Genomic DNA, 24,891 nt, shown 5'->3' with positions numbered 1-24,891 from the left:
ACGCTATTATATAAAATTATTAGTTTTCTTGAATTATTTTTCTCACTTGTTATAATGCCTCTCTACCAGAAGTCTAGCAGCAAAGGGTCTTCTGATTGATTTTTTTGGGTATTTAAGAGGAGCTTCCCTCGATGGCTTGGGATACTGCTAGACAGCTAGATGATAACTATAAAAATACTTGGGGGTTTGCACAACTTCTCGAGCACATAGAAATCGGTATACTGGTTCTGGATTTAAAAGAACATGCGATCGACTATTGTAATGCTGCCTTCTTTGAAGTGCTGCAGAATGATAAACTCTGTAGTGATTATCAGGGGTTGTATGATCTTTTTGTCCGGAATATTGAGGCTCTTGATGATTTCGACCTTGCTGGTCGAGCTGCCCATCAAGTGACGTATCAGGGGCGCCTGTTTGGCCACTCTGTCTATAAAGCGGCCTCCGATTGTCGTTGTGTTTTTATCCGCGACATTACTGAGAAGAGTCGTCTCGAAGCTATTGCTCAAGCTGCAAATGCGATGGACAATATCGGCTTTATCTTCTCTGGGATCCGCCATGAAATCGGCAATCCGCTAAATTCATTGAAGATGGCTTTGAGCGTGCTGAAGCAGAACTCGGAAACGACTTCTCCACAGATTTTAAGAGAGTATCTCGACCGAGGCCTTGCTGACATCGGCCGGATGGAATATCTGTTGAAGTCATTAAAGGCATTCACCATGTACGACAGTGTTGAGCTTAAAGATCTTCACTTGGTGGAATTTATGGGCAAGTTTATCTCGTTGATTGAACGCGACTTTAATTCTTATGGCATCCGGATTAAGACAGAGATTCCGTTGGATCTCGCCTGGGTCAGAATTGATGAACGGGCTCTACATCAGTCGTTGTTGAATATCTTCAATAATGCCGCCGATGCCTTAAGGGAGCAAGAGGTTCCAGAAATTCACATTCGTGCTGAAGTCCGAGATCAGCTAATGTGGCTGACAATTGCTGATAACGGAAGCGGCATCTATCCAGAACAACTGAAACACCTCTTTCAACCCTTTAATACGAATAAAGTGAACGGCAATGGTTTAGGTTTGGTGATTACTCGTAAGTTGCTGGCAATGATGGATAGTGATATTGATATCGTCAGTGAGCCGGGTTGTGGCACTCAGGTCACAATCAGGTTGCCGATCGTAACAGAGGAAGTTAGGGCGCTGCAGTTGCAGCGAAACCTTTAATTCAAACAGGTCTAATTGTGAAAAAAATACTCATTGTTGATGATGAAAAATCGTTTCTTCTTTCGTTAAAAGATGGCTTGAGCGTTCACAATGACAAGTTTCAAATTGTGACGGCGGAAAATGGGCGCGAAGCTATTGAGGTGTTGCGTTCAGCGCCTATTGATTTGCTGGTGACTGATCTGAAGCTACCAGTCATGAATGGTTTTGAGTTATTGGCATGGACCAGTCGTCATCAACCGCAATTACCGGTGATTGTCATGTCAGCTTTCGGGACTCCAGAGATCGAAGCCCGTTTGGAAAAGATGGATACTTTACAGTTTCTGGATAAGCCGCTTGACTTGCAGATGCTTGAAGAAGGTATCTTTAATGGTTTGAATGCCGGAGGCAAAAGTTTTATTCGCGGAATTACTCTGGCAACGTTTCTGCAACTGATGAAGGTGGAGAAAAAAAACTGCACCCTCAAGGTGACGAATTCCAACCAAACTGCTTATTTGTATGTCAGTCGAGGGGAACTGATTGATGCTGAACTCGGTGACCAGAGTGGACTGGATGCTGCCCTTGATATTGTTGGCTGGACCGGTGCAGAAATTGAAATGGATGGGATCTGCCGCCGTCAGAATGACGTGATTAAACTGCCCATGGAACATTTACTGATCGAAGCCTTTAAGCGTAAAGATGAGGCTGCTGAGTTGGAGAAATCTTATCTTGAAGATGTCGATGAACGTGTTGATGGTTTCATCAACGATTTATCTGCCGACTCAAAGCCCGTTGAATCTGCAGAAAACAGTAACTATCAGGTCCTAGAAAAAGTTTTGACTCGTTTGGTTTCGGTGCAGGAATATTCGATTTTTGATCAAGAAAAGGTCCTGGTGGGAAAAAGCCCGAAAACGTCTTCACTCGATGAGGTTGATCCCACCGTTTTTGATGCGTTCCTTACTGATCTGGCGGAAGATTGCGACTTTGGTCCCTATCGATATGCCACTTTTAATGGTGCAAATCGATATCGCTATCTATTGTTTCATAACCAGCAATTCTGTGTCCTGGCAAAGTTAAAGCCTGGGGTGCAGTCGCAGCAAGTCATCAAAGAAGTTGAAGGCTCCATCAATCGCTATATAAATGGATAAGGGCAGCAGACTGCGTGAGAGGACAAGCAAATGATACACTTAATTGATGAGCTTAAGGTTATTCCCGGGGTTATTGGTGCGTCTATTGTTAACTCCAAAGAAGGGTTGAAGGCAGCAAACTTTCCTTCTATCTTTAAGGCGGAACGTTTGCAAGTGGTGGGAAAGCATCTGTTGAAGCTCTACTCTGTTGGACGATTGAACTTTGATGACTTAACGGATTTATCTTTAAATTATGATGAATCTGTGGTCGTAGCACGTGAACTGGAAAAAGGGACACTTGTGTTTGCTATCTGCGATCCCAGTTTTAATCAAAACCTCTTGACCATGTCATTCAATCTGCTACATGAAGAATATAAGCTTGGAAACTTTGCCGACTCCACAATTCCGACGAGCCCCAACGACGTTAGCTCAGCAGCTGTTGAAGTCGGGGAAGCAAAGGTCAGCGCTTCGTTACAAGGGCTCTTTATGGAAATGAAAGGGGCGCTTGGCAAGGTTCTTGGGCCGATGGCTGGATTTGTCTTTGATGAGGTTATGGATGAATGGTTGACGCTCGGCCCCTCCGAGTTTTCCCGCATTGAGACGTTGATTGAACAGATTAATCAGGAGATATTAGAGCCCGAAAAGGTTGCTAACTATCGTCAACTTATTACCCCCCTGCTCGAAACGTTCCAGAAAGGTTAGATTGTTATGGCTACAGCTGTTGACTTTGTCGAAAGAATCAATCAGATTGAGGGCGTTTCCGGCTGTGTACTGGTGAAAGATGATGGGACGTTGCTTGGCAATACCTTGGGCGATACTGAAGACTATTCTGGTTTACTGCAGGTCACTTCAGGGTTGTCGGCTGATATTATGAATAATGTCGGCTTCAGTTATTGTCGTTATATCTGCTTTAACCGGGACAATATGCAGAATTTTTATGTTTTTCCTATCGCCAATTATTTGCTTGGAATTGTCCAGCAAACTGATTGTTCTGTTGCTCGTATGCTGGACAAGGTTTATCACCTTGTCAGCAGAGTTTCTACCGGGGGGGCAGGGAGTCATTCCTGATTATTTACTAGGTTACAAAGATGATTGATTTATTAAGACAGCGCAGAAGTATCCGCAAGTTTAAACCACAACCCATCGAAGATGAAAAAATTGCCCAATTAAGTGAAGCGTTGTTACGTGCACCGACGTCAAAAAATCAACAACCTTGTGAATTTGTCCTGGTTGATGATGTTGATATCTTGACACAGTTAGCGAGTGCCAAGAAACAAGGCGCCGCTTTTTTTACTTCAGCCCCACTTGCCGTTGTTATTGCTGCAAATCCAGAAGTATCTGATGTTTGGGTTGAAGACAGCGCCATTGCCGCTCTAGTTGTCCAACTGGCAGCAGAGGAGTTGGGTTTAAAGAGTTGTTGGTCTCAACTCCGCTTACGTGCACATGATGATTACACCAGGGCCTCTGATTTCGTCCGTCAGTTGATTGGACTCCCCGTAGGAATGGAAGTTGCGATGGTTGTTGCCATCGGTTATCCAGCAGAAGAAAAATCTGCCCATCCGCGTCAATCATTACATGATGAAAAGATTCATCATAATCAGTTTTCTTGACACATATAATTCAAACAGGAGAAATAATGTCAGCAGTTGTCGTCGGTAAAAAAGTTAAGATTCATTACACCGGAACCTTTGATGATGGTGAGGTTTTTGATACGTCACGTGAAGCCGAACCTTTGGAGTTTGAAGTCGGTACAGGGCAAGTTATCCCCGGTTTTGATCTCGCCGTTATCGGGATGAAGGTTGGTGAACAAAAGCAGGTGCGATTGCCGGAAGAACAGGCTTATGGCCCATATAATCAGGAGATGGTCTTTGATGCTGATCCTAATCAATTCGAAGACGGTCTAACTCCAGAAGTCGGCCAGCAGTTTCAGACCCAGTTAGAAGATGGAACTCCACTGCTATTGACCGTTAAGTCCGCGGAAGAAGGGAAGATTGTTCTTGATGCGAACCATCCGATGGCAGGCAAGGCCCTTAATTTTGATCTTGAGGTTGTTGAGATCAACTAAGCGGCGCATATATTAAGTATAAAGAAAGAACCACAGGGTTGTTAATTCTCTGTGGTTTTTTTATGCTGCAAAGATGGTCGAAGATCAAAGGAAAATTATCCATATTGATATGGATGCTTTTTATGCCTCTGTTGAGCAACGGGATAATCCTGAGTTACGAGGTAAACCTATTGCTGTTGGTGGAAACCCGGATAGCCGCGGTGTTGTCGCAACCTGCTCTTATGAGGCGCGGCGCTTTGGAATCCACTCGGCAATGTCCAGTGCGCGAGCTTATCGGCTCTGTCCCCATGTTGTGTTTGTCCGTCCCCGTTTTGACATTTATCAAAAGGTCTCCCAACAAATCAGAGAAATTTTTCTGAGCTATACGGATCTGGTTGAACCCCTCTCTCTGGACGAAGCCTATCTTGATGTCACCACGAATAAAGCCAATATCCAATCCGCGACCTGGGTGGCGCAGAATATCTGTCAAGATATCCGGCAACGAACCATGCTGACCGCTTCTGCCGGGGTCTCCTATAATAAATTTCTCGCTAAAATAGCTTCAGATGTCAACAAACCTGCTGGATTGACTGTCGTCACCCCCGATCAAGCCGCCCCATTTATTGCTCAGTTGCCAATTCGTCGTTTTCATGGTGTCGGACGGGTGACAGAGAAAAAGATGAAAGCATTGGGGATCTTGACCGGTGCCGACTTGCGGACCCATTCCCTGCTTGAATTGCAGCAACAATTCGGCAAGGCTGGCCAATATTATTTCAATATCGCCCGTGGTGTTGATTTGCGCCCCGTGGTGCCGAATCGAATACGTAAGTCGATTGGGAAAGAAACGACCCTCGATGAAGATATCACTGATATTGATCAGATGATGACAATTATCGGAGATTTGTCTCAGCGTGTTGGTGCTTTACTGGAGAGTCAACAGACCAGTGGCATGACTCTCACCCTGAAAGTGAAGTATGCCGATTTTCAAATAGTCACCCGCAGTTTCAGTCATGAAAAGCCGATTGAAACAGCGGCAGATATTTTGGAAATAGCAGGAGGGTTGCTGAAGAAGACCGATGCCGGAGAGCGAGCCGTGAGGCTTCTGGGGGTGACGGTATCGCATCTGACAATCGATATTTGTGCCGTTGAGTCATTGCAGATGGATTTGCCGTTTGTTTGAATGTAAAAAGCCCGACAGATTAATGTCGGGCTTTTGAATTTAACCTGTGCTTGTTTATTATTTTGTGCGCTTGCGACGATACAGAGCTAAACCAGCAAGACCTGAACCGAGAAGTAGTAACGTTGCGGGCTCTGGAACAGGAGCATAATCAATAGACAGTTCCGAGCTGTCAATGTAGAAGTCACCGCCTAGAGAAGCAATTGTTACTTGGAAAACTCCGTCAGCTAAAGAGGACAAACCTACATTATATGAATAGATGCCAGTGTCAATTTCACCTAAATCCCAGTTGCCACTTTCAGCATAACCAAATGCTATCTCACCAAAATCATACCATTTTGAACTGTCATCACGAAGTGAAAGAGTAAGAGTTCCACCGAGGATTGAGTCGGCAGCTGGGTCAAAAGTATACAAGTGATTCCAAGTAACGTAATCTGAGAAACCATCTAGTAAATTGACATCACCCCAGCCATGAGCAACATAATCCTCTGCTGCATTTGTCCCTGTTGCGGTGAACGTTGTTGTGTCAATAAGAGTTATAGGTGTTGCACTTGCAACTCCAACCCAACCGAATACCAAAAGAATGATTAATAATAGACCTTTTTTCATTTTTGCCTCCAATTTTTGTTGAATAAATATCTAACGAGTAGCGCTCCCAAACTTACCGTAGTTATAAGCATTAAGTGTGCCAGTTTGTAACGTGGTGTAATGACAGGAGTTTTGTCGTGGTATCCTGCGTATGTAAATAAAGTCGACATCTATCTCGATAGTGTTTGTTATGAGTTGTATAATAAAAACAGATAGTTATGAGGTGCGTTTAAGAATTGTATATGTTTTGCCAAGAGCCTTCTGAAAAGTATAGAAAGGGGGTAGGTCTTGGAGTAATAGTTCGTATTCTGCCTCATATGGTTACAAATAAAATAACTATTCTTACCAGATCCTAAACAATTTATGTGTTTCAACGCACTATCCGCGCGTATTTACGGCTATATAGTTGTGGTGCAATGGATTCCAACTAATAAGGATTACAGGTTGGCTGTTAGTGCCAACCCCCAGGCTCCTAAAATCATGCAGGCAGAACACAAAGCCAATTTTCTATCAATTTGTTTCCATGACCATTTAACGTGCTGTGTAAAGAAGTTCGACATAAACCCTAACCCGCTCCCAGAAATAAAGCCAAACAAATGTGCTCCAATATCAGTATTTTCTCCGCTGGCACCAAGCAGTGCCAATAACCCCAATGCCGCAGCAATTGGCAACGGCCAATTTTTGCGCAGGGTGCTGCGAAAATGGAGCATATTGATGGTGGCAAGTAGTCCGACAGCGCCAAACACAGCCGTTGATGCACCGATGGAACGATGATCAGAAGATTGAACCAGCGCGTTCAGAAAATTCCCCAGACTTCCGGCGCAGAGAACCAGAAACCAGGCGCGTCCTGATCCCAGTAATCGGCACAGACGCACCATGAAAATTCCACCCAGAGTAATATTGCTGAACAGGTGGAGAAAGCCGGAATGTAAGGTTAGCGCGGTGATCAATCGCCACCACTCGCCATTCAGAATTTTTCCAGCATGGGCATTGCCTAGTTCAAACCAATCGACCGGGTGATGTCCAAACAGGTTGATCTTATGCTGAGTGACGTTGTGAAAAATTGCCAGAAGAATTAGAATCCAGATAGTTGAGGCGGTATTTTCGTGTAATGTCCGTTCCGCCGGGGGGGGTGGTGGCCAGTTCTGGTTTTCTGTTTCGTACTGGATGAGTTCTTGTAGGGCATTTTGATAGTGACTGACAGGGACAGACAGTTGCCACTTATTATCTACTTTTTCGCTGCGACAAGGAATCTGCCGTGATTGTAACACCAGGGTCCAATTCTTCAATTGGCGTTTAGATATGGCATGCTCAGCCAACCCATCTTCAAGGGTCGGCGGAATTGGAAGCCAGTCCAGTTGTTCAATCTCGATGTGTCTTTCTTTCGTCATGGATTTATCATTGCAGATAACGACTAATAACGGTACTGGTTATTGGTTTTTTTGAGTCGTAGCAGTTATTCAATATTTTTAACGGATTGAACATGACAGTTAAACAATATGCCGACGCATTAAATCTTTGGCAACAGATAGAATTAGCTGTAGAAGGGATGCTTTTAAACGCATCTAAAGCAGGGTTTCTTGAGAAAATTGCGACAATTCCAATCAAGAAAAGTCATGCAACTCGTCGATTGGGAGCTTATGTTTCCAGGGGTGGGGAGCCTGTCTGCATCCGTCTTCAATTTGCACAAGAACCTGAAAATTTGAAGCAGACCTTTCTCCATGAAGTTGCCCATGCCTGCGACTATTTAAGCCGCAAAGCAGGTTCACAACCTTATCAGCGAGCACATGGTCCGTCTTGGAAGTTATGGACCAATGCTTTGGGTATTTCAGCTAAGAGTTCTGGTGAAAGTGAAGCAGTAAAAGATCTACATCAACAGCGGTTGAAACTGGTTGCGGTCTGTCAAAAGTGCGGCACTGAATTCCATCGGGTCAGGCGCTTGAATCGGAATAGAAGATATACCCACCAGCAATGTGGTGGAAGATTGAAAACCGTCTGATTTCATAAATAAATATATTTATAGAATTTGAACGCAATATTTATCTGAACTTTATTGTTTATACTTACAAGGTTTATGGTGTTCTGAACTTAGCAAGATGCTGTATCTATTTTACAAAACTTAACCCCATAAATATTCGAACTTTGCTATGTTTCACAAACTTATTAATGTCAAGGGAGTTTGTAAATCATGAATATGCGCAGGATTACATCGCTGACGGCTTTAATTTCTTTTGTGCTGCTGATGGTGACCAGTATCATTCTCTATATTGTTCCTTCCGGTCGTGTCGCATACTGGGCTGGGTACCGATTGTGGTCGCTTACTAAGGAAGACTGGGGAGCGGTTCATATTAATCTTGGGGTGCTTTTGTTGGTCTCGATTCTGTTGCATGTTTATTACAACTGGAAAGCGATGATCAGTTATCTGCAGAACAAGTCAAAACAACTGCGAATCTTTACGGCTGATTTTAATATTTCATTACTTGTGACTTTGGTTGTTTTTTTCGGAACTTTGGCGGGGATTCCCCCCATGAGTTCAATCATTAATTTTGGAGCAGCAATCACCGAGAAAGCGAATCTTTACTATGGTGAGCCTCCTTATGGTCATGCGGAATTGTCGCCACTTGCGGATTTTGTGGATAAAGTTAAAGTTGATCTGGACGAAAGTATGGCATTGCTAAAACAAGCCGGGATAACTGTGGACTCGGCAGCACAGACAATGCAGGAAATTGCTGAAGCAAATGGTGTTTCACCGCAACAGATTTATGCAGCAATGAAACCTGGGAGTAAGGGGGCAGCCAATGAGATGCCCGAAGAGGCCCCTGGTGGTACTGGAAATCGAACTTTGGCACAGATATGTGAAATGTATCAATTAGACCCGAAGGTTATTGCTCACGGGTTGGCACTGAAGAGTATAACGGCCGAGCCACAACAATCGATGAAAGAGATTGCTACGGCAAACCATCTTGATCCCCACACTATCTATGCAGAAATCTATGCGTTGGCAAAAAAATAATTTTTAACAGAGAGGACCTGAGATCGCAGCGTGTGGAAAAAAAAATATTATAGACAGACGCTGGCCACCAAGACTCCAGGAAGGGCAATTCATCTGGTTTAAAAAATATGCACTTCTCTGCTACTCTCTGCCTCTGCGTTAAAGCTTTTAGTTCTAAGGATAAAGTCGCGCCAGAAATTCGGCGCTGCATGCCGGTTTGTTTTCACCTTGAATATCTATCGTAATAATGTAACAAATTTGCACTGCTCCGCCGATTTGTTCTGCCGATTGAATTGTTGTCCTCGCCCGGATCTTTGCTCCGACCTTGACCGGTGCCGGAAATCGGACCCGGTTTAAACCATAATTAACTCGGTATTTCATCCCTGGATAATTGTTCTGAAAAAAATCAGGATGATTACTTTCGGTCAGATAGGGGAGCAGAGATAGGGTCAGATAGCCATGGGCGATCGTCGAGCCGTATGGGGACTCCTTTTGGGCCCGCTCTGGATCGACGTGAATCCATTGTTGATCTCCGGTGACTGCGGCAAACTGATCAATCCTTTGCTGGTCAATTTCTAACCAGGGACCAACATGAACTTCCTGTCCCAGCTGAGGTTGTAAAAAGTCCAAAAACTGCCTGATTTGTTCGGTGGTATCCATAGGTCAGAGCCCCTTTATGAAATCCAGAACCTGTTGCGGATGATCTGCGGCTTTCCTGACGTGGGGCCAGTGTTTAAGGACAGTGCCATTGGCAGAAATCAGGACCGTGGAACGGATACAACCAACGCTGACTTTCCCATAGGTTTTTTTCTCTCCCCAGGCCTCATATTCCTGCATCATCACTTTGTCAGGGTCAGAGATGAGGGTGAAGGGGAGATTGAATTTAGAGATGAATTTATCGTGCGATGTCAGGCTGTCTTTGCTGATTCCCAGAAGGTTGATCTCCATCGCTTGCAGTTCCGAAAACATCTCTGCAAAGGCGCAGGATTCTTTGGTGCAACCGGAAGTGTTGTCCTTCGGATAAAAGTAAACAATCAGCATTTTCCCCCGATAGTCATTGAGGTGATGTTCTTTTCCATCACTGCCCGATAAGTTAAAGTCCGGTGCTGGGGAGCCTTCTTTAATCGCCATTATTCGTCTCCTGTTTGTGTTGTTTGAGTCCTTCCATCAACTGGTTGAGCTTTAGCAATTTTTTCTGCACAGCACTATCAACCTCTGCCGCACCAAACATCCATCTTAATTGACCTAGCATCAAGGTGACGTCAGCCAGTTCATCAATAACAACTTGCTGATTCACCTTGCCCCGGCGAAAGTGTTTGAGCGCCGTAATCAGTTCAGCACACTCTTCGACCATCTGGTCGTATTGAGCTTCTTTGCCCCACTGTGAGATCGTTTTTTGATAAATTGACTGTATATCCATAAGAAAATCCAAAATGTAACGAAGATGAAATAGGTTAGCTTTCTAATTTAGCATACTTGTAAAACAGCAGCAGTCAAAAAAGCATATTAAAATACATATAAAGTAACTTTTAGTTTTAATTTATTAAAATTTACGGTATGTTTATTTGGATTGGCTAACACTTTTCCTGAAGAAAAAATATGTTTGTTTTGAAAAACCTTCTTCTCTTGTTCGCAATGGCGGTGATGATATTATCTCTCTGGCCGGTTAAGAGGTTAATTTCAGAGTTGCCTGCGGGTAATATGCGCCGCTGGTGGGGAGCTCTGAGAATACTTGTTCTCCTGTTTATCTGTGGCTACTTCGCTTATACCGTTAGTTATTTTGACTCATATCGGGGTTCTGTCGATTTTATTGTTCCGGGGATTTTCTTTTTCGGTGCTGTTTTTGTTTTTCTTGTGACTTCTTTATCGTTGCAAACGTCCAATGCGATCAAAAGAAACTGCGAATTGGAACACGAATGTATCACCGATCCTTTGATGGAAGTTTGTAATCGTCGCTATATGAAAATCAGGTTACAGGGGGAATTCCAACGGGCAAAACGCTACAAAGAGCCTCTCTCGATAATCATGCTGGATGTCGATTACTTTAAAAAAGTCAACGATGGGTGGGGGCATCAAGTCGGGGATCTTGTTCTCAAGCGACTTGCGGAGTTGATTGTTGCTACTGTCCGTGATTCTGATGTCGTTTGTCGTTATGGTGGGGAAGAACTTCTGGTCATTCTCCCTCATACCGAAACTGCAGCGGCGCTGATTGTCGCCGAGAATTTGCGGCTGAAAATTGCGAATGCCGACATTATCATGGAAACCGCCGACAAGCCTAGTCAAGCGATACGGGTCACCGTCAGTCTGGGGGTTTCTTCGGTGTGTCCAGAAATTGATTCGGTCCATTCTCTGCTGGGACAGGCAGATAAGGCCCTTTATTTTGCTAAAAAAAATGGTCGCAATAGAACCATGTCATGTTCTGACCTTGAAGAGCCGGAACGGTGTGTCAAGAGGTGAGAGTCAGACGGTTTCAGGATGTTTTTTTTGTAGAAAAATAGCTAGCTTCTCTTCCACGAGAGTCAAATGTTTTAACATCCACTCCCGCGCCCGTTCGGGATCGCGCGCTTCAATTGCTTCAAGAATTTCACGATGATGATTCAGTAGCTGCTCAATGTATCCCTCTTTGCTGTAGAATTCACCTAAAGCTACCATGATAGTTGTCTGAAAGAGTTTCTGGATCGTATTCAGAACATGGATCTGCAGGGTATTATGTGTTGCAGCGGTGATGGTCAGGTGAAACTGGAAATCTATCTCAGGGTCCCAACCATTACCACTAGATTGCTTTTCCATGATGTTGTACAGCTCACGTAACCGATCCAGTTCGGGTTGTTCTGCGCGCTTGGCAGCAAGATAAGCAGACCAGGTTTCCAGACCAATACGAACTTCTGTTAAAGCGTACAGCATTCGCGGGTCGCGCTGTTCAACCATATTAGCCAGGGGATCGGCCATGGTCACATCTGCAAGTGAACGAACATAGGTGCCACCCCCCTGACGTGATTCGAGAAATCCCATGGCCTCAAGAACCATGATTGCTTCTCTGACAGACGGACGACTGACGCCGAGAAATGTAGCCAATTCACGCTCTGACGGAATGCGTTGTCCTGGACCGAGGTCTCCCCGCGAAATCAATTCTTTAATCTGTTCAACAATTTCTTCAGAAAGTTTTTTAGGGCGGATTGGCTTAAAAACTGTGGTCATATTTGTCTCCGGTTTCTTTGGTAAGACCTTTTATCATGGTGGTGAGTTTAAGACAAGAGGGGACCAGGAAACCGGAACAACAGGTTACCGCTGAATGCCGTGATGATCCATTGAAAGGGTATATTTTTATGGTGCTGGCAGGGGGACTAATCTTTAGACTTATGGGTGCGCCGGAAGAGTTTAAACCAGTTTTGAAACTCTTTTTCTTCCGTTTCCATTTCAAATGCATTAATCAGACCTCGAGCGATTGAGACTGAAACTGCCCGATTACGTAAATTGAAGGAGTCGCCAAATTTTTCACTTTGGAACTGTTCCTGATCAATCCCCAGTTTATTGTAAAGGGAATTAAGACGACTTTGCACCCCTCGGCGTGATAGATAGCGACGTTGTGCAATGAGGTTATCAGTTAATCCTAAGGATATGTCGAGCAGCGCTTCATATTCGATATCAGATAATGCTGTCAAGCTATGTCCAGCTCGACCTTGAACTTTCCGGACTTCCGGAGCAATCCAACATTGTTCATCTAACAATACCGTGCGAATGGCGGAAACAATCCGCTCTCTGGGACTCGATTTCAGAATATAACCGTATACTGTCTCTGGAGGGACAATTTTCACCAGAGCGCGGACATACATTTCATCTTTAAATTGGCTCCAGAAAACAATCCGAGCTTTCGGCTGTACCTGCCAAAGTTTTTTGGCAAAATCAATTCCGTTCATCTCCGGCATTTGAATGTCGCTGATGACTAGAGGATTGTCGCGTAATAGCCCTATTTCCAGAGCGGTGCTGCCATTGGGTGCCCGAGTGATGTTGACGGGTTCTTCCCACTCGTTAAGTAATAGTTTTAGAAATTCAAAATCTTTAGGGTTGTCTTCAGCGATCAGAATATTCAGAGGTTGCATGCTTTTCTCCTGAATTCATCTTAACAGGGCAGCGTGAGTTCAAAACGGGTGCCACTGGAGAACCGTGAGGGTTTCCACTCAACGGTGGCAGAGATTGCCCGCGCTCTTTCACGAATATTATTTAATCCACGTCCCGGGTTGGAACCGTTTTGATCCAGCATTCCTTTGCCGTTGTCTTCAATGGATAAAACGAGAGTCTGCTCACAGATCTCTAAGTTGACTTCATAACGCGTTGCCCCGGCGTGTTTAATCACGTTTTGAATTGCTTCAATGGCAATTCTGTAGAGGGCCAATTGTTTGAGTCGGCCTAAGTCTAGTGTGTTGCTTTCCGGGTCGATGTAAAGATGATATTCGGGCAGATCTTCGGTATTGCAATGCTGTTCAAGGTGAGCTTCGAGTGCTGCTCCCAGACCGAGAATGTCGAGGATTTGCGGATGTAGGTTGTTCATAATTTCACGTAGGTTTGCAATGGCCCGCTCGAGATCCTGTTCCAATTTTTGGGTTTTCTCATGCGCTCTTGGATCTGACTGATTTTCTCTCAGATTCTGCAAGCCACGCAATATCGTCGACAGGTCGGACAGCGATTGGTCATGCAGGTCCATGGCGATTCGACGTCGTTCTTCCTCCGCACCTTCAAGAAGTTTTTCTGTTCCAACGACTTGTACCAACCGTTTTGTCATCCGGTTGATTGATACCGCCAAGGTGTCCAGCTCGTCCCGGATCCGATCCGGTGCCGGAGGTATTTCCAACTTTCCGTCTGCAATACTCGCCGCATTTTGAGAAAGGTTCTGCACCCGGTTGAGAATGCGCCGGCTAAAGTAGCCTGAAATCAATAATCCTAGCAAGATTGCGAGCACTAGGACTGACATGGAGACTGTTGCCGTTCTTTCGACGAGTTGGTTGATATCTTGTTCTTGTGCTACGCGTGATTGATTGCGATAGATTTGAGTGATGTTAGATAACGCAGAGAGCTCTGCTCTGAAACGCGCAAACGATTCTGCCGTTTGCTCGGTCTCAGGGCTGTCTGCAGGGTTAAGGTTTTCGGCAAGTTCAAGCAATGAGGCGAGGTGTCCTGAACCAACGAGAGGGCCAAATGGTTTGATGCGACTAATCGAATCAAGCATGCGTTCATAGAGATCAGCAACCAAAGCCATCTCTTCAGGAGCGGCCATCCCCGTATGTTGCATGGTCCGCAACAAAACATGTAATCTTCTTGCGGCCATATCCGCTTCTGCAACGGCAACAAAGGTCGTGCCGATGGCCTTGGCTTCCCGACGCTTAAATGACAAATCCCAGTAAGTGTACTGCATAAAAGCAAGCAGTAGAATCAATAAGACCAGGATGGTCGCCGGAGCTAAGAGAACTTGTTGTTTTACAGTTATGCGCATTTATTCAGACTAACACCTATAATTGAGCATTACACTGTGCAGATACGCAATTTCTTATTTTTTGCACCAACGGTGATGACAGTGCTATAGCAACCATCGCCTTAATTGATCTTTTTAGAAAAAGGTGCAGAATTGCCACTGGGTTCAATTTGGATAAAAAAAGCCCCAAAGACCTGGAGGGGGGGTAGGTCTTCGGGGCAAGAAGCTTCCGAAGAGGCTTCTAAAGAAAAAGATACATGATCCGGGAAAAAAAGTGAACCCCTAAAGTATAAGGAATTTTAAAGCCCTGAATTTTAATTGCACAGGCATCATCTATTGATCAACGGTAACCAGTGTTTCTGAATCAGAGAGTCGGGGCAAGGTCACTGTAAAACTGCTACCTTGACCTAGGGACGAGCTGACTTTGACCGATCCATGGTGAGCTTCAACAATCCATTTGACAATTGCCAGACCAAGCCCTGATCCACCATCATTGCGGTTTTTGGTTTTGTTGACCCGATAAAAACGGTCAAAGATTGTTTCTAAATGCTCGCTGCCTATCCCTATGCCGGTATCAGTAATTGTGATCACCGCATATTGTTCGTCAAAACTCAAGGTGATTGAAACATCGCCATCGTCAGGAGTGTATTTAATTGCATTTGTCAGCAGGTTTAAAAACACTTGTCGCAAGCGCAAGCTGTCAGCTCTAAGAAATGCCAACTCTTTAGGGCAATGCAATTCAACCTTAATGTTTTTAGCCGTTGCCAGGAGCTGTGCCTGGTGGTGCAGTTCAATAATTAATTCGTTGAGCAGGAGGGGTTCTTTCTTTAATGGAATTTCACCTAAATCACCTTTTGATAATAGCAGTAAGTCCTCAATCAGGTAGCTCATGCGGCTGATTTCTTCAAGGTTTGACTCCAAGACCTGGCGCAACCGTTTGGGATCTCTTCCATTTCTGAGGGCAAGCTCTGTTTCACCGCGTAAAATTGTTAATGGTGTCCGTAATTCATGGGTGACATCCGCGGTAAATTGATGGGCTCTGCGGAGAATATCTTCCCTGCGTGTCATCATGTGATTGTAGCTGGAAGCTAACTCCTGGATCTCGGGCTCGACGGATGTGGGGACAACAAATGACGCTGGATGATCCTCTTCGTCGGCGCGTCCCATCTGCAGGGCCAAGCGTTTAATTACTGCCAGGTTTGCCTTTTTAACTCTCTGCTGCAAGACAGTAAAGACAGTGAAAATCGAGAGACCGATCAGGAGCAGAATCAATGCAGAGAGATGTGATTGGTTTTTCAGCTCTGCTAGATTGTGGTTGATGACCAAAGACAAGGCAGGAGTGTCCTGCTTGCTGATGGGGTATATTAGCGAACGCAGTTCACCTTGCGGAGTGATGACGGTTTTCAACGTCATGCTTTTTGGGGGATTGATCTTTTTGTCCAGAGACATGCGCTGATTTGAGGCCACCTCTTCCGTAAGGCAGAGTAGCTCTCCTTGAGCGGAGTAGATCGAGAGACTCAAAGAGACCGTTGACATGGCTGAAAAATCAGTCAGTCTTTTGCAGAGATATTTCTTAGCAGAGCTGTCCGTCGGAATGTTGTTGAAAAAAAACGACACATTCTGAGCTGTCGACAATAATTGATTGTCGATTTGATTAAGGAGTCGCTGCTGATGATCTGTATGCCAAAAAAAACCGCTTCCAATCAAAACAATTGCCAGAAACAGCAAGCTTAAAGAAGGGAAGCGACTTTTTAGATGGGTGTTACGAGTCAATTAATCAGACTCCTTTAAAACGTATCCAACTCCACGAACAGTATGAATCAACTTTTTGTCAAAATCCCGATCAATTTTCTTTCTCAGGTAGTTGACATAAACATCAATGATATTGGTGAAGGAGTCGAAAGTGTAATCCCAGACATGCTCTGCAATCATGGTCCTGGTAAGAACCTGATTGGGGCTCCGCATGAAATATTCCAGCAGGGCATACTCTTTTGAAGTCAGGTCGATTTCTTTGTCGCCACGCCAGACATTGTGACCGACAGGATCTAGACGCAAGTCAGCGAAGTAGAGCTCGGCCCCACGATCTTGTGATCCCCGGCGGATGAGAGCTCTGACTCTGGCAATTAATTCAGCAAAGGCGAATGGTTTAGTCAGGTAATCGTCACTCCCGGAGTCGAGCCCAGAAACAATATCTTCAACAGTGTCCTTTGCCGTCAAGCATAGAATCGGTGTTGAGATCCCTTTTTCGCGTAGTTCTTTGATTGCGCTTAAGCCATCTATTTTTGGGAGCATCACATCCATAAGAATAAGATCGTAGGGTGAATCGATAGCCATCTGCATGCCATCTTCACCATCGTAAGCAACGTCAACGGTAAACTCTTCCTCTTCGAGTCCCCTTTTAATAAAGCTGGCGACCTTTTTCTCATCTTCAACAACTAAGATGTGCATTGTGTTTCTCCTTTGTACTTATTTTGCCACATGTCATTAAGAATATGGCATTCATCATAATTCGTTATATCAGAACTGTTATTTTATCTTCAACGAAATGAAGAAAGCCAGTAAATGGACAAAAAGAGGTAAAATAAGCCCCTTTTTAACTTTTACTAGCGAAGTCTCATGAAAATTTTAACAACTTTATCAGAGACGTACAGAGTGTGCAAGGATAATAATAATCTTTCTTTAATTATTCTTTTCTGGAGAAGTCCTTATATTTAGATTTTACAACTGCTTGGGTCTTACCTCTGATTATTTGTTGCTTTTAAGTGATAGCTTCTGTTAATTATTAAATATGAAAAATGAATGGATTGTCATTGAGATTAAGGTAAAAGGTGAACTTGTCGATTTCGTCACGACTGCTCTGGACGACTTTGGTTGCTCTGGAACTGTTGTTGATGCGGTTTCTCTCGACACCTTTGTTGTTCCTGACAACGATTTGAATCCTGCTGCGATTTACACGCTCCAGACTTATTTCCCCGCTGTCTCTGATCCTGAACACTTGATCTCTTCGCTGATGTCTGCTTTTAAACAGATCCCCGTACTCAAGGATCAGGATATTGATATGCAGTTGGGAGGGCCGGTGCGGATGGAAGACTGGTCTGAAAATTGGAAACAAAATTTTTCAGCTTTTCATATTGGTGATAAACTGGTTATCCATCCCAGTTGGGAAGATTATATCCCAGTCGGAAGCGAGGCTGTTATTGAGATTGATCCTGGGATGGCTTTTGGGACAGGAACCCATGCGACCACCAAGTTATGTCTTGAAATGGTAGCGGAATTACTGAGTCGCACAAATCCTCCACAGACAATGCTTGATGTTGGCACGGGATCAGGAATATTGGCTTTAGGCGCGGCCGCTCTTGGTTGTCCCCAGATTGTTGCTAACGATATTGACCCTGTTGCTTGTTCCGTGGCCCTTGAGAATATTAACAAAAACAACTACACCAAAAAGATAGAGGTCAGCGAACTCTCTTTGGAAGAACTGACGTCTGAATTTGATTTAATCGTTGCAAATATTCTGGCAGAAGAAAATATCCGTCTCAAATTGGCATTTATGGACCATTTACGACCAGGAGGTTGGTTGGTCTTGTCTGGGATCTTGACTGAAAAAGAGGCTCTGGTTCGTGAGGCTTTTGCCGCACTTCCTATAAAGATGATTCCCAGTCGCTATCAAGATGAGTGGGTCTGTCTGGCTGGGCAGAGAGTTATTTAGAGACATACCATGCGCTGTTTTTATCTCCCTGAATCAGAATTGTGCTGTGGTACTGTTCTCCCTTTGCCAAAAGAGTTGAAAAGACATCTGCACACTGTCCTACGATTAAATCCAGGGGAGAAAGTTCAATTTTTTAATGGCTTTGGCTTGGTTGCTACGGCGATTTTAAGAGCGAACTTCGCTGCTGAAATTTTACAGGTGGATCTTTGTCCTGCCCCTTTGTGTTCTTTGACCCTAATTCAGGGATTGCCCAAGGGAGATAAGCTTGAGTTGGTTCTCCAAAAGGGGACAGAACTCGGGGTGAATGAATTCCATCTGACACCCATGGAGCGGAGTGTTGGGTCTTTGAAGTCCGACCGGAAGCAGAAACGTTTGGAGCGCTGGCAAAAGATTGTTCAAGAGGCGGCCAGACAATGTCGACAGTATCATTTGCCGCAACTTACAGCAGATACGACATTGACCAATGCATTATCAACGGTGGATGCAGATTTAAAGTTGTTGCTCTGGGAGGAGAGTGCTGTGCCTCTGCAACAGGTTCTACCACAATCTCTACCGCAAAGGATTGCAGTTTTGGTCGGGCCTGAGGGTGGCATTAGTCAACGGGAAGCTGAACAAGCTCAGGAACAAGGGTATCAATCCGTGAGTCTCGGGCCTAGAATTCTGCGGACTGAAACGGCAGGACTTGCGATAATGGCGATTTTACAATATCTTTATGGGGATTTGGCTTCAGGCTAGCATGGTTTAGGTGACTATGTATAAAAGAAAGGAAAAGTCATGAGATGTCCTAAATGTGGCTACAACAGTTTTGACCATCTTGATAGCTGCAAAAAATGCGGTAAGGATCTGGTTGAATTCAAACAGAGCTTTGGCATCAAGAGTGTCCTGTTTCCCGGACAAATGAGTGTTTCTGGTGGTGCTGAAGAACCTGAGTTTGACAGTGTTGCAGCTGATGCCGCAGTGACCGCAGCGACCGGAACAGTGACGGCAGCAGAGAGTGCACCAAGCCGAGAACCTGTCGTCGATGGAACCGATGGTGATGATTTCGGTTTTGACTTTATGGGGGATAGTGCTGAGGATGATGATCTCTCATTCGATGAGCTGTTTGAAGAAGCTCCGGATGAAGAAGATGTTGAAGAGACAATTGAAGCTCCTAAAGATAAAAAGGCTGCTGCGGAAGCTGAGGCCGGAGAAGACTTCTCTTTTGATTTGCCTGATGACGACGATGAACTAGAGGATGACTTTGGTTTTGATCCGACAGACAAAGTTAGCGGCGCTGCCGAAGATAGTGACTTTTCTTTCGAAGATGAACCTAAAGGTACGGTCAGTCCTGACCCTTCGGAGACTAAGGAGGATCCTCCGCGCCCTTTTGACTTACCGGAGTCTCCACAGCCTGTGGGGGCTCCGGTGTCTGTCTTGAAAACTTCTGAAAAACAGAATCCTCACGTTTCAATTGTTGAGGATGTTGCGAAGCCCATCGATAAAGATGCCTCTTTAGCCCCTGATGGGGAAGGGGAGATTTTCGTCTTGGAGATGACAGAGATGGTCCCACCTTCTCTCGAAGAGCCGATTGATGTTGAGGCTTCTCTGGAAGAAGAGTCTAGTCATCGGCTGAATGATTTTTCTACCGTAGTTCCTGCAGCTCCAGCTGTTGATGGAGCGCCCCGTTCCCGGTGCCAACATCCTTCATTGGCTTCCTGTGTCGGAGCTTTTGCCGTTGATGCTGTTATCCTGCTGGTTGTTGGGATCAGTTTTGTTGTGGCTGCAGAAGCGGCGATGTCGACCGAAAAAACCCGCTTGTTCCCTTCTCTGGAAACTATGGTAGATCTCTCTGTCCCTTATTTTCTGGTGCTGTTTTTTCTGGCTTTTGGTTACTTTACCCTGTTCCACTTTCTCACCGGGCAAACACCGGGAAAGATGTTGGCTGGATTACGTGTTGAAGCCATTGATGGAGGGACTCTGATTTTCTCCCAAGCTTTTTTACGCAGCGTCGGCGGTCTGTTTCAATTGATTCCGGTGGGGCTTGGATATTTGCTGGTATTGACCAGTCCCGAACGTCGGGGCTGGAATGATCGGCTGGCTGGGACACGGGTTGTTGTTTTGCGTCACTTACCTGTGGAGGTCTAACGGTTCTCATCCCCCAAGGCGCAAGGTGGTAAAACTTTGTAAATCTGGACATTTTAAATACTCATTATTTTTTAATTCCCAACCAATGGTTGACGTTGGGGTGGGACCATAATTGTGGCCAGGGTAGATTCTGGTCTCTTCCGGCAACTTTTTTAATCGTTGTAAGCTCTGATAGAGCGCGACAACATCACTTCCCGGTAGATCTGCGCGACCGCAGCGACTCACAAACAAGGTGTCTCCAGTGATGATCTGTTGGTCAGTTTTAAACACCACAGAGCCTGGAGTATGTCCTGGGGTGTGCATGACCTCAATAGTCCCCTCTCCCAGCACAATTTCAGACCCCTCTGCAAGGAGGATATCGGCTGTTGGCATGTCAGCAGGGTGCGCAGCCAGTTTGGCTCCCGTGTGATCCAAAATGAGTTTATTGCCTGAGATATGATCAGCATGTCCATGGGTGTTGAGGAGGAACTCTAATTGAATCGCGTGCTTCTTGATTGCGTCCAGAAGTAATTCAGGGCGCATTGACGGGTCGACAGCTGCCCCGCGTAATGTCTTCGGACAGTAGATCAAGTAAGAGAAATTATCCATCTCACTGGCATGGAGCTGAATGATTTTAAAAGTAGCATTCTTCAAAACGGTCTCCTTGGAGATATCTGCTATGATAACTAATCTGTTGAGTCCATCGCTTCTACTGAATTATAGTACTGGAAGATCATCTATCACAACCGTTTCCGGGGAGAAATCATGAAGTTCACAAAAATGCACGGGGCTGGAAATGACTATGTCTATGTGAATGGCTTTGAAGAGCGGGTTGATGACCCTGCAACATTGGCACGTCAGGTCAGCCATCGACAGTTTGGAATCGGCGCTGACGGGCTGATTCTTATCCTCCCTTCAAAATTTGCGGATGTGCGCATGCGGATGTTTAATCTGGATGGGAGCGAAGGGGAGATGTGTGGGAATGGGATCCGATGTGTTGCCAAGTATGCCTACGATCACGGACTGGTTGAAAAACTGGATATCAGTGTAGAAACAGGTAGCGGTCTCCGGTCGTTACTTATGCGTACGGGACCTTCAGGGTTGGTGGATCGAGTTCAGGTCAATATGGGCGCTCCCGGATTAAGACGGGGCGATATTCCCATGTCCGGTCCTGAATTGGAGCAAGCCGTATCAATCTCTCTGGCCGTTGATAGCCAACAATATGAGGTCACCTGTGTCTCCATGGGCAATCCTCATGCCGTTATTTTTGTCGATGAGGTTGAGTCGTTTCCGGTTGACAGGATCGGCCCGTTGATTGAAAACCATGCCTGGTTTCCTGAGCGGATCAATGTTGAATTTGTCCAGGTTCTTAGTCCATCAGAAGTGATTCAGCGAACTTGGGAACGTGGCTCTGGTGAGACCCTTGCCTGTGGGACCGGAGCTTCGGCTGTCACTGTTGCGGGGGTTTTGACTGGTCGCACAACGCGGAAGATTCTTAATCATCTGCGCGGTGGTGACTTGGAGTTGGAATGGTTGGAAAATGGCCCAGTGATGATGCTTGGCCCGGCTGTTGAGGTCTTTAGCGGAAATTATGATCCCAAATAAGAAGACAGCAATGCAGGCAGTTTTGTTTGATCTGGATAACACTCTGTATCCAGCAGAGCGAGATATCTTTTCCTTGATCGATGTGCGGATCAATCGTTACATGGAAGAAGTGGTTGCGATTGACCCTGCAGATGTCGATGGTTTGCGACGGCGCTACTGGGAAGATTACGGTGCAACATTACAGGGGTTGATCCGTTATCATGGTGTGGATCCCGAAGATTATCTTAATTATGTGCATGCGGTTGATGTCAGTTCCAAGCTCTCTCTTGATCTTGCGCTACGACAGACATTAAGTAATCTCCGCTTGCCAAGTTATGTCTTTACTAATGGTTCACGCTGTCATGTGGATCGCGTGGTGACGGCTCTTGGCCTGGATGGTTTATTCGCTGGAGTTTTTGATATTCGCACCGCCGCTTACCAACCAAAGCCGAATCCCGGCCCTTATCAGCAGATTCTGGACGAACTGGAACTGTCGGGGGAGCAGTGTATTATGGTAGAAGATCAGCTACAAAACCTGAAAATGGCAAAAGAGTTTGGAATGAAAACAGTGCTTGTCGGATCAGGTTGTTCTCTTGCCCCGAGGTGCGATTATGTTGATGCACAACTGGAGCGCTCAGCAGATATCGGTGAATTAGTTGACGATTGGTTGAGGGCCTGAAATGCGTGCTGTTATCCAGAGAGTGAACCGTGCCGGGGTGACCGTTGATGATGTCCAGATTGCAGCAATTGGATCTGGTTTGTTGGTGCTTCTGGGGGTGGAAGTCGGTGATGATCAGCGAGATGCGGAATATCTTGCAGAGAAAACAGCCCGGTTGAGAATTTTTGAAGACTCGGCGGAAAAGATGAATCTTTCTGTTCTTGATTGTGCTGGTGAGGTGTTGGTTGTGTCACAATTTACTTTGCTGGCCGATTGTCGCAAAGGGCGTCGGCCCGGATTTTCTGCTGCCGCGTTACCGGAAATAGCTGCTCCCCTTTGTGATTATTTTGTGGCGCAGTTAAAGGGGCGAGGAGTTAAAGTCCAAACAGGTCAATTTCAGGCCGACATGGCGGTCGACCTGATCAATGATGGACCTGTCACCATTCTGCTTGATAGTCATCGAAACTTTTAAGGAGGAGATGATGGTAAAGTTTTTGTCTTTGTTGCTGGTTATGATGTTTATCAGCGTGACAGCGCAAGCAACGACATATTCTTGTCGTGATAAGCAGGGTCGACTCTATATGAGTGACAATCTACAGGCGCTTCCTGAGGAATGTCGCGGTAAGGTGAAGGTCGTTGAAACGGAAGATCCCGATAATCTGAATTATGTCCCGGCTCAAAAAGTTTCACCAGGAGTAAGTGCTGAGTTTGAGCAGGAAGTTCATGACGTTGAGATGGCACAGCAGCAACAAAAAGAACGTGTGGAGAATCTGCTGCAACGCGCAGAACAGTTAGCGAAGCAGTACAATTATGCGGTGGAAGAAAAAAGCCGTGCCAACCGGCGTTGGAGCTATCGTTCGCGAGGCATCATAGCAGAAGCCAATCAATTGATAGAAAAAGTCCGTGCAGATAAGCAGCAGTTGTTGGCAGAGATGAGTGACGAGAAAATGTCGTGGCAAGAAGAGGAGAAAATGAATTCTTGGCTTGATGAGATTGCTGATTAGTTGAACCCAACGGGCCTCTTCAAGGGGCCCGTTGGGTTTATACGCTTATAACGCTTTTTGCAGTAGTGCTTCGATTTGTTTTTTAGGTACAGCGCCGACCAGTTGATCAACGATTTCTCCACCTTTAAACAGGATCATTGTAGGAATACCGCGGACGCCATATTGCCCTGGAGTTGTCGGATTCTCATCGACATTGACCTTGCCAATTTTTATTTGACCATCAAATTCATCGGCGATCTGATCCAGAACTGGTGCAATTGCTTTACAAGGGGCACACCAAGTTGCCCAGAAATCAACCAGAACAGGAGTTTCTGATTTTAAAACATCAGCATCAAATTGTGCGTCGGTGAATGTGAATACTTTATCACTAGCCATTACTTATTTCTCCTTTTACATTATTTGGGTGTCATTGAGTAAGACATATCGTCAAGAAAATGTTCAATTCTTCAATATATACAAATTTGGAGGAAAATCAAGATGTAATCACTTTATTCCTCCTGCTTGACAGTGATGGGATGGCCTCATATCATGCCTGTTGGCTGGGGGGCTATTGCCGTTCTATTTTATGATGGAGATAAAAATGAACCAGAGAATATCTGCTGCATGTCAGCAGACGATTGGACTGCTAGAGCGTTTCAGTCGTGAGCAAAGTCATGAGTTAGTCCTTCTGGCGAAGCGGCTTGCTGCGCTTTTTGCAGAAGGAGGGCATCTTTTGATTGCCGGCAATGGCGTGTTGCAACCTGTAGCGCAACAACTTGCGAGTCAATTTGCTTTTCGACTCAGCTTTGATCGTCCGGTTCTCCCTGCCGTTTGTCTTGGGAGTGATGCCATTTTGAATGGCCAGATGTTGGCTGCGGAAGAGTATGGGCAGCATCTGGTGCGCCATTATCGCGCCATAGCCTCTGAGCAACATCTGTTGTTGTTGTACAATGATGGCTCTGATGCTCTGGCACTTAAAAACTTGTGTGAAGAAGTTGTCGAGAATGAACAAGGAATAGCGCTGATTTCGTACGATTGTTTGAAAGATCCACTGAAAAGTGTCGATATTGATATCTGTCTTAATCTGGCAACAACCTCGACTCCGCGTCAGCTTGAACTCTCCCAATTTGCTGGTCATATATTGTGTGAGTTGGTTGAGGCCGAACTTTTCGGACGGTGATCAATAAAGTTTCTTGGGGGAAAAATAGAAAGAAGTTGACTGAAATGGTCGTGAAAAATACAATCCTGCAGTTCGTTGAAGTTTAA

Annotated in this window: 30 protein-coding genes; 18 read left to right on the top strand and 12 right to left on the bottom strand. The window is 45.2% G+C overall.

The features are described from left to right. Nucleotides 1-131 precede the first annotated feature (131 nt). The 7 genes from BLU87_RS05155 to dinB all read left to right on the top strand — a co-directional run bounded on the left by BLU87_RS05155 (nucleotide 132) and on the right by dinB (nucleotide 5,544). Nucleotides 132-1,217, top strand: a complete 1,086-nt coding sequence (locus BLU87_RS05155; protein WP_092345372.1) for a two-component system sensor histidine kinase NtrB — start codon at nucleotides 132-134, stop codon at nucleotides 1,215-1,217. Nucleotides 1,218-1,234: 17 nt separating this feature from the next. Next, nucleotides 1,235-2,341, top strand: coding sequence for a response regulator (locus BLU87_RS05150; protein WP_092345370.1), 1,107 nt, complete (start codon nucleotides 1,235-1,237; stop codon nucleotides 2,339-2,341). Nucleotides 2,342-2,371: 30 nt separating this feature from the next. Continuing rightward, on the top strand, nucleotides 2,372-3,022 hold the full coding sequence (locus BLU87_RS05145) for a DUF8082 domain-containing protein (RefSeq protein ID WP_092345368.1): 651 nt from the start codon (nucleotides 2,372-2,374) through the stop codon (nucleotides 3,020-3,022). Nucleotides 3,023-3,028: 6 nt separating this feature from the next. After that, nucleotides 3,029-3,388, top strand: coding sequence for a roadblock/LC7 domain-containing protein (locus BLU87_RS05140; RefSeq protein WP_092345366.1), 360 nt, complete (start codon nucleotides 3,029-3,031; stop codon nucleotides 3,386-3,388). 20 nt (nucleotides 3,389-3,408) lie between these two features. Further along, entirely contained in the window at nucleotides 3,409-3,930 is a 522-nt protein-coding gene (locus BLU87_RS05135) for a nitroreductase family protein (protein ID WP_092345364.1), read from the top strand. 26 nt (nucleotides 3,931-3,956) lie between these two features. Continuing rightward, nucleotides 3,957-4,385 carry an FKBP-type peptidyl-prolyl cis-trans isomerase gene (locus BLU87_RS05130; protein ID WP_092345362.1) on the top strand — a complete coding sequence of 143 codons (429 nt, stop codon included), beginning with the start codon at nucleotides 3,957-3,959 and terminating at the stop codon, nucleotides 4,383-4,385. 73 nt (nucleotides 4,386-4,458) lie between these two features. Next, nucleotides 4,459-5,544, top strand: coding sequence for a DNA polymerase IV (gene dinB, locus BLU87_RS05125; RefSeq protein WP_092345360.1), 1,086 nt, complete (start codon nucleotides 4,459-4,461; stop codon nucleotides 5,542-5,544). Between the two features lie 57 nt (nucleotides 5,545-5,601). Here the strand turns inward: dinB and BLU87_RS05120 are convergent, their stop codons facing one another. Next, on the bottom strand, nucleotides 5,602-6,150 hold the full coding sequence (locus BLU87_RS05120; RefSeq protein WP_092345358.1) for a PEP-CTERM sorting domain-containing protein: 549 nt from the start codon (nucleotides 6,148-6,150) through the stop codon (nucleotides 5,602-5,604). 416 nt (nucleotides 6,151-6,566) lie between these two features. After that, nucleotides 6,567-7,520 carry a rhomboid family intramembrane serine protease gene (locus BLU87_RS05115; protein WP_092345356.1) on the bottom strand — a complete coding sequence of 318 codons (954 nt, stop codon included), beginning with the start codon at nucleotides 7,518-7,520 and terminating at the stop codon, nucleotides 6,567-6,569. A gap of 92 nt (nucleotides 7,521-7,612) precedes the next feature. On the opposite strand from BLU87_RS05115, the gene BLU87_RS05110 reads away from it, so the two are divergent. Then, nucleotides 7,613-8,128, top strand: coding sequence for a SprT-like domain-containing protein (locus BLU87_RS05110; protein WP_092345354.1), 516 nt, complete (start codon nucleotides 7,613-7,615; stop codon nucleotides 8,126-8,128). A gap of 189 nt (nucleotides 8,129-8,317) precedes the next feature. Continuing rightward, entirely contained in the window at nucleotides 8,318-9,142 is an 825-nt protein-coding gene (locus BLU87_RS05105) for a DUF4405 domain-containing protein (protein ID WP_092345352.1), read from the top strand. A 153-nt stretch (nucleotides 9,143-9,295) separates the two neighbouring features. Here the strand turns inward: BLU87_RS05105 and BLU87_RS05100 are convergent, their stop codons facing one another. From BLU87_RS05100 to BLU87_RS05090, 3 genes are read right to left on the bottom strand one after another with little or no spacing between them, the layout of a single operon-like run. Then, complete coding sequence (locus BLU87_RS05100) at nucleotides 9,296-9,781, bottom strand: MaoC family dehydratase (protein WP_092345350.1); 486 nt, start codon at nucleotides 9,779-9,781, stop codon at nucleotides 9,296-9,298. Between the two features lie 3 nt (nucleotides 9,782-9,784). Next, nucleotides 9,785-10,252 (bottom strand): peroxiredoxin, encoded by a 468-nt coding sequence (locus BLU87_RS05095; RefSeq protein WP_092345348.1) that lies wholly within the window; start codon nucleotides 10,250-10,252, stop codon nucleotides 9,785-9,787. Next, a complete protein-coding gene (locus tag BLU87_RS05090; RefSeq protein ID WP_092345346.1) occupies nucleotides 10,242-10,541 on the bottom strand; it encodes a nucleoside triphosphate pyrophosphohydrolase family protein in 300 nt (99 codons plus the stop codon). Before BLU87_RS05090 ends, BLU87_RS05095 begins: the two co-directional genes overlap by 11 nt. Before the next feature lie 179 nt (nucleotides 10,542-10,720). On the opposite strand from BLU87_RS05090, the gene BLU87_RS05085 reads away from it, so the two are divergent. Further along, entirely contained in the window at nucleotides 10,721-11,578 is an 858-nt protein-coding gene (locus tag BLU87_RS05085; protein WP_092345345.1) for a GGDEF domain-containing protein, read from the top strand. Between the two features lie 3 nt (nucleotides 11,579-11,581). Here the strand turns inward: BLU87_RS05085 and BLU87_RS05080 are convergent, their stop codons facing one another. The 5 genes from BLU87_RS05080 to BLU87_RS05060 all read right to left on the bottom strand — a co-directional run bounded on the left by BLU87_RS05080 (nucleotide 11,582) and on the right by BLU87_RS05060 (nucleotide 17,036). After that, nucleotides 11,582-12,319: a FadR/GntR family transcriptional regulator gene (locus tag BLU87_RS05080; protein ID WP_092345344.1), complete on the bottom strand. Its 738-nt coding sequence runs from the start codon at nucleotides 12,317-12,319 to the stop codon at nucleotides 11,582-11,584. Between the two features lie 146 nt (nucleotides 12,320-12,465). Next, on the bottom strand, nucleotides 12,466-13,221 hold the full coding sequence (locus tag BLU87_RS05075; RefSeq protein ID WP_092345343.1) for a response regulator transcription factor: 756 nt from the start codon (nucleotides 13,219-13,221) through the stop codon (nucleotides 12,466-12,468). A 20-nt stretch (nucleotides 13,222-13,241) separates the two neighbouring features. Next, nucleotides 13,242-14,609 (bottom strand): sensor histidine kinase, encoded by a 1,368-nt coding sequence (locus BLU87_RS05070; protein ID WP_092345341.1) that lies wholly within the window; start codon nucleotides 14,607-14,609, stop codon nucleotides 13,242-13,244. A 312-nt stretch (nucleotides 14,610-14,921) separates the two neighbouring features. Then, entirely contained in the window at nucleotides 14,922-16,361 is a 1,440-nt protein-coding gene (locus BLU87_RS05065) for a sensor histidine kinase (RefSeq protein WP_092345339.1), read from the bottom strand. Further along, on the bottom strand, nucleotides 16,362-17,036 hold the full coding sequence (locus BLU87_RS05060) for a response regulator (protein ID WP_092345337.1): 675 nt from the start codon (nucleotides 17,034-17,036) through the stop codon (nucleotides 16,362-16,364). It abuts the gene before it with no gap. Nucleotides 17,037-17,376: 340 nt separating this feature from the next. Between BLU87_RS05060 and prmA the strand changes: the two genes are divergently transcribed. From prmA to BLU87_RS05045, 3 genes are read left to right on the top strand one after another with little or no spacing between them, the layout of a single operon-like run. Beyond that, entirely contained in the window at nucleotides 17,377-18,297 is a 921-nt protein-coding gene (gene prmA / locus BLU87_RS05055) for a 50S ribosomal protein L11 methyltransferase (protein WP_092345335.1), read from the top strand. A gap of 9 nt (nucleotides 18,298-18,306) precedes the next feature. Then, nucleotides 18,307-19,032 carry a 16S rRNA (uracil(1498)-N(3))-methyltransferase gene (locus tag BLU87_RS05050; RefSeq protein ID WP_092345333.1) on the top strand — a complete coding sequence of 242 codons (726 nt, stop codon included), beginning with the start codon at nucleotides 18,307-18,309 and terminating at the stop codon, nucleotides 19,030-19,032. Nucleotides 19,033-19,071: 39 nt separating this feature from the next. Beyond that, complete coding sequence (locus tag BLU87_RS05045) at nucleotides 19,072-20,421, top strand: RDD family protein (RefSeq protein ID WP_092345331.1); 1,350 nt, start codon at nucleotides 19,072-19,074, stop codon at nucleotides 20,419-20,421. Nucleotides 20,422-20,427: 6 nt separating this feature from the next. Here the strand turns inward: BLU87_RS05045 and BLU87_RS05040 are convergent, their stop codons facing one another. Next, nucleotides 20,428-21,054 (bottom strand): hydroxyacylglutathione hydrolase family protein, encoded by a 627-nt coding sequence (locus BLU87_RS05040; RefSeq protein ID WP_092345329.1) that lies wholly within the window; start codon nucleotides 21,052-21,054, stop codon nucleotides 20,428-20,430. Between the two features lie 111 nt (nucleotides 21,055-21,165). Between BLU87_RS05040 and dapF the strand changes: the two genes are divergently transcribed. The 4 genes from dapF to BLU87_RS05020 are packed head-to-tail and all read left to right on the top strand — an operon-like array spanning nucleotide 21,166 to nucleotide 23,646. Continuing rightward, a complete protein-coding gene (gene dapF, locus BLU87_RS05035) occupies nucleotides 21,166-22,005 on the top strand; it encodes a diaminopimelate epimerase (RefSeq protein WP_092345327.1) in 840 nt (279 codons plus the stop codon). Nucleotides 22,006-22,015: 10 nt separating this feature from the next. Next, entirely contained in the window at nucleotides 22,016-22,663 is a 648-nt protein-coding gene (locus BLU87_RS05030; protein ID WP_092345498.1) for a pyrimidine 5'-nucleotidase, read from the top strand. Nucleotide 22,664: 1 nt separating this feature from the next. Beyond that, a complete protein-coding gene (gene dtd / locus BLU87_RS05025; RefSeq protein WP_092345325.1) occupies nucleotides 22,665-23,114 on the top strand; it encodes a D-aminoacyl-tRNA deacylase in 450 nt (149 codons plus the stop codon). 7 nt (nucleotides 23,115-23,121) lie between these two features. Further along, on the top strand, nucleotides 23,122-23,646 hold the full coding sequence (locus tag BLU87_RS05020; RefSeq protein ID WP_139167469.1) for a hypothetical protein: 525 nt from the start codon (nucleotides 23,122-23,124) through the stop codon (nucleotides 23,644-23,646). A 45-nt stretch (nucleotides 23,647-23,691) separates the two neighbouring features. Here BLU87_RS05020 and trxA read toward each other — a convergent pair whose 3' ends face one another. After that, nucleotides 23,692-24,021 carry a thioredoxin gene (trxA, locus tag BLU87_RS05015; RefSeq protein WP_092345321.1) on the bottom strand — a complete coding sequence of 110 codons (330 nt, stop codon included), beginning with the start codon at nucleotides 24,019-24,021 and terminating at the stop codon, nucleotides 23,692-23,694. Nucleotides 24,022-24,226: 205 nt separating this feature from the next. On the opposite strand from trxA, the gene BLU87_RS05010 reads away from it, so the two are divergent. Beyond that, entirely contained in the window at nucleotides 24,227-24,805 is a 579-nt protein-coding gene (locus BLU87_RS05010; RefSeq protein ID WP_175498269.1) for an SIS domain-containing protein, read from the top strand. Nucleotides 24,806-24,891: the final 86 nt, after the last annotated feature.

Source organism: Desulfuromusa kysingii, from assembly GCF_900107645.1.
GTDB classification, from domain to species: Bacteria; Desulfobacterota; Desulfuromonadia; order Desulfuromonadales; family Geopsychrobacteraceae; genus Desulfuromusa; species Desulfuromusa kysingii.
The sequence above is the reverse complement of the archived record's forward strand: the minus strand, read 5'-3'. Positions and strand labels throughout refer to the sequence as shown.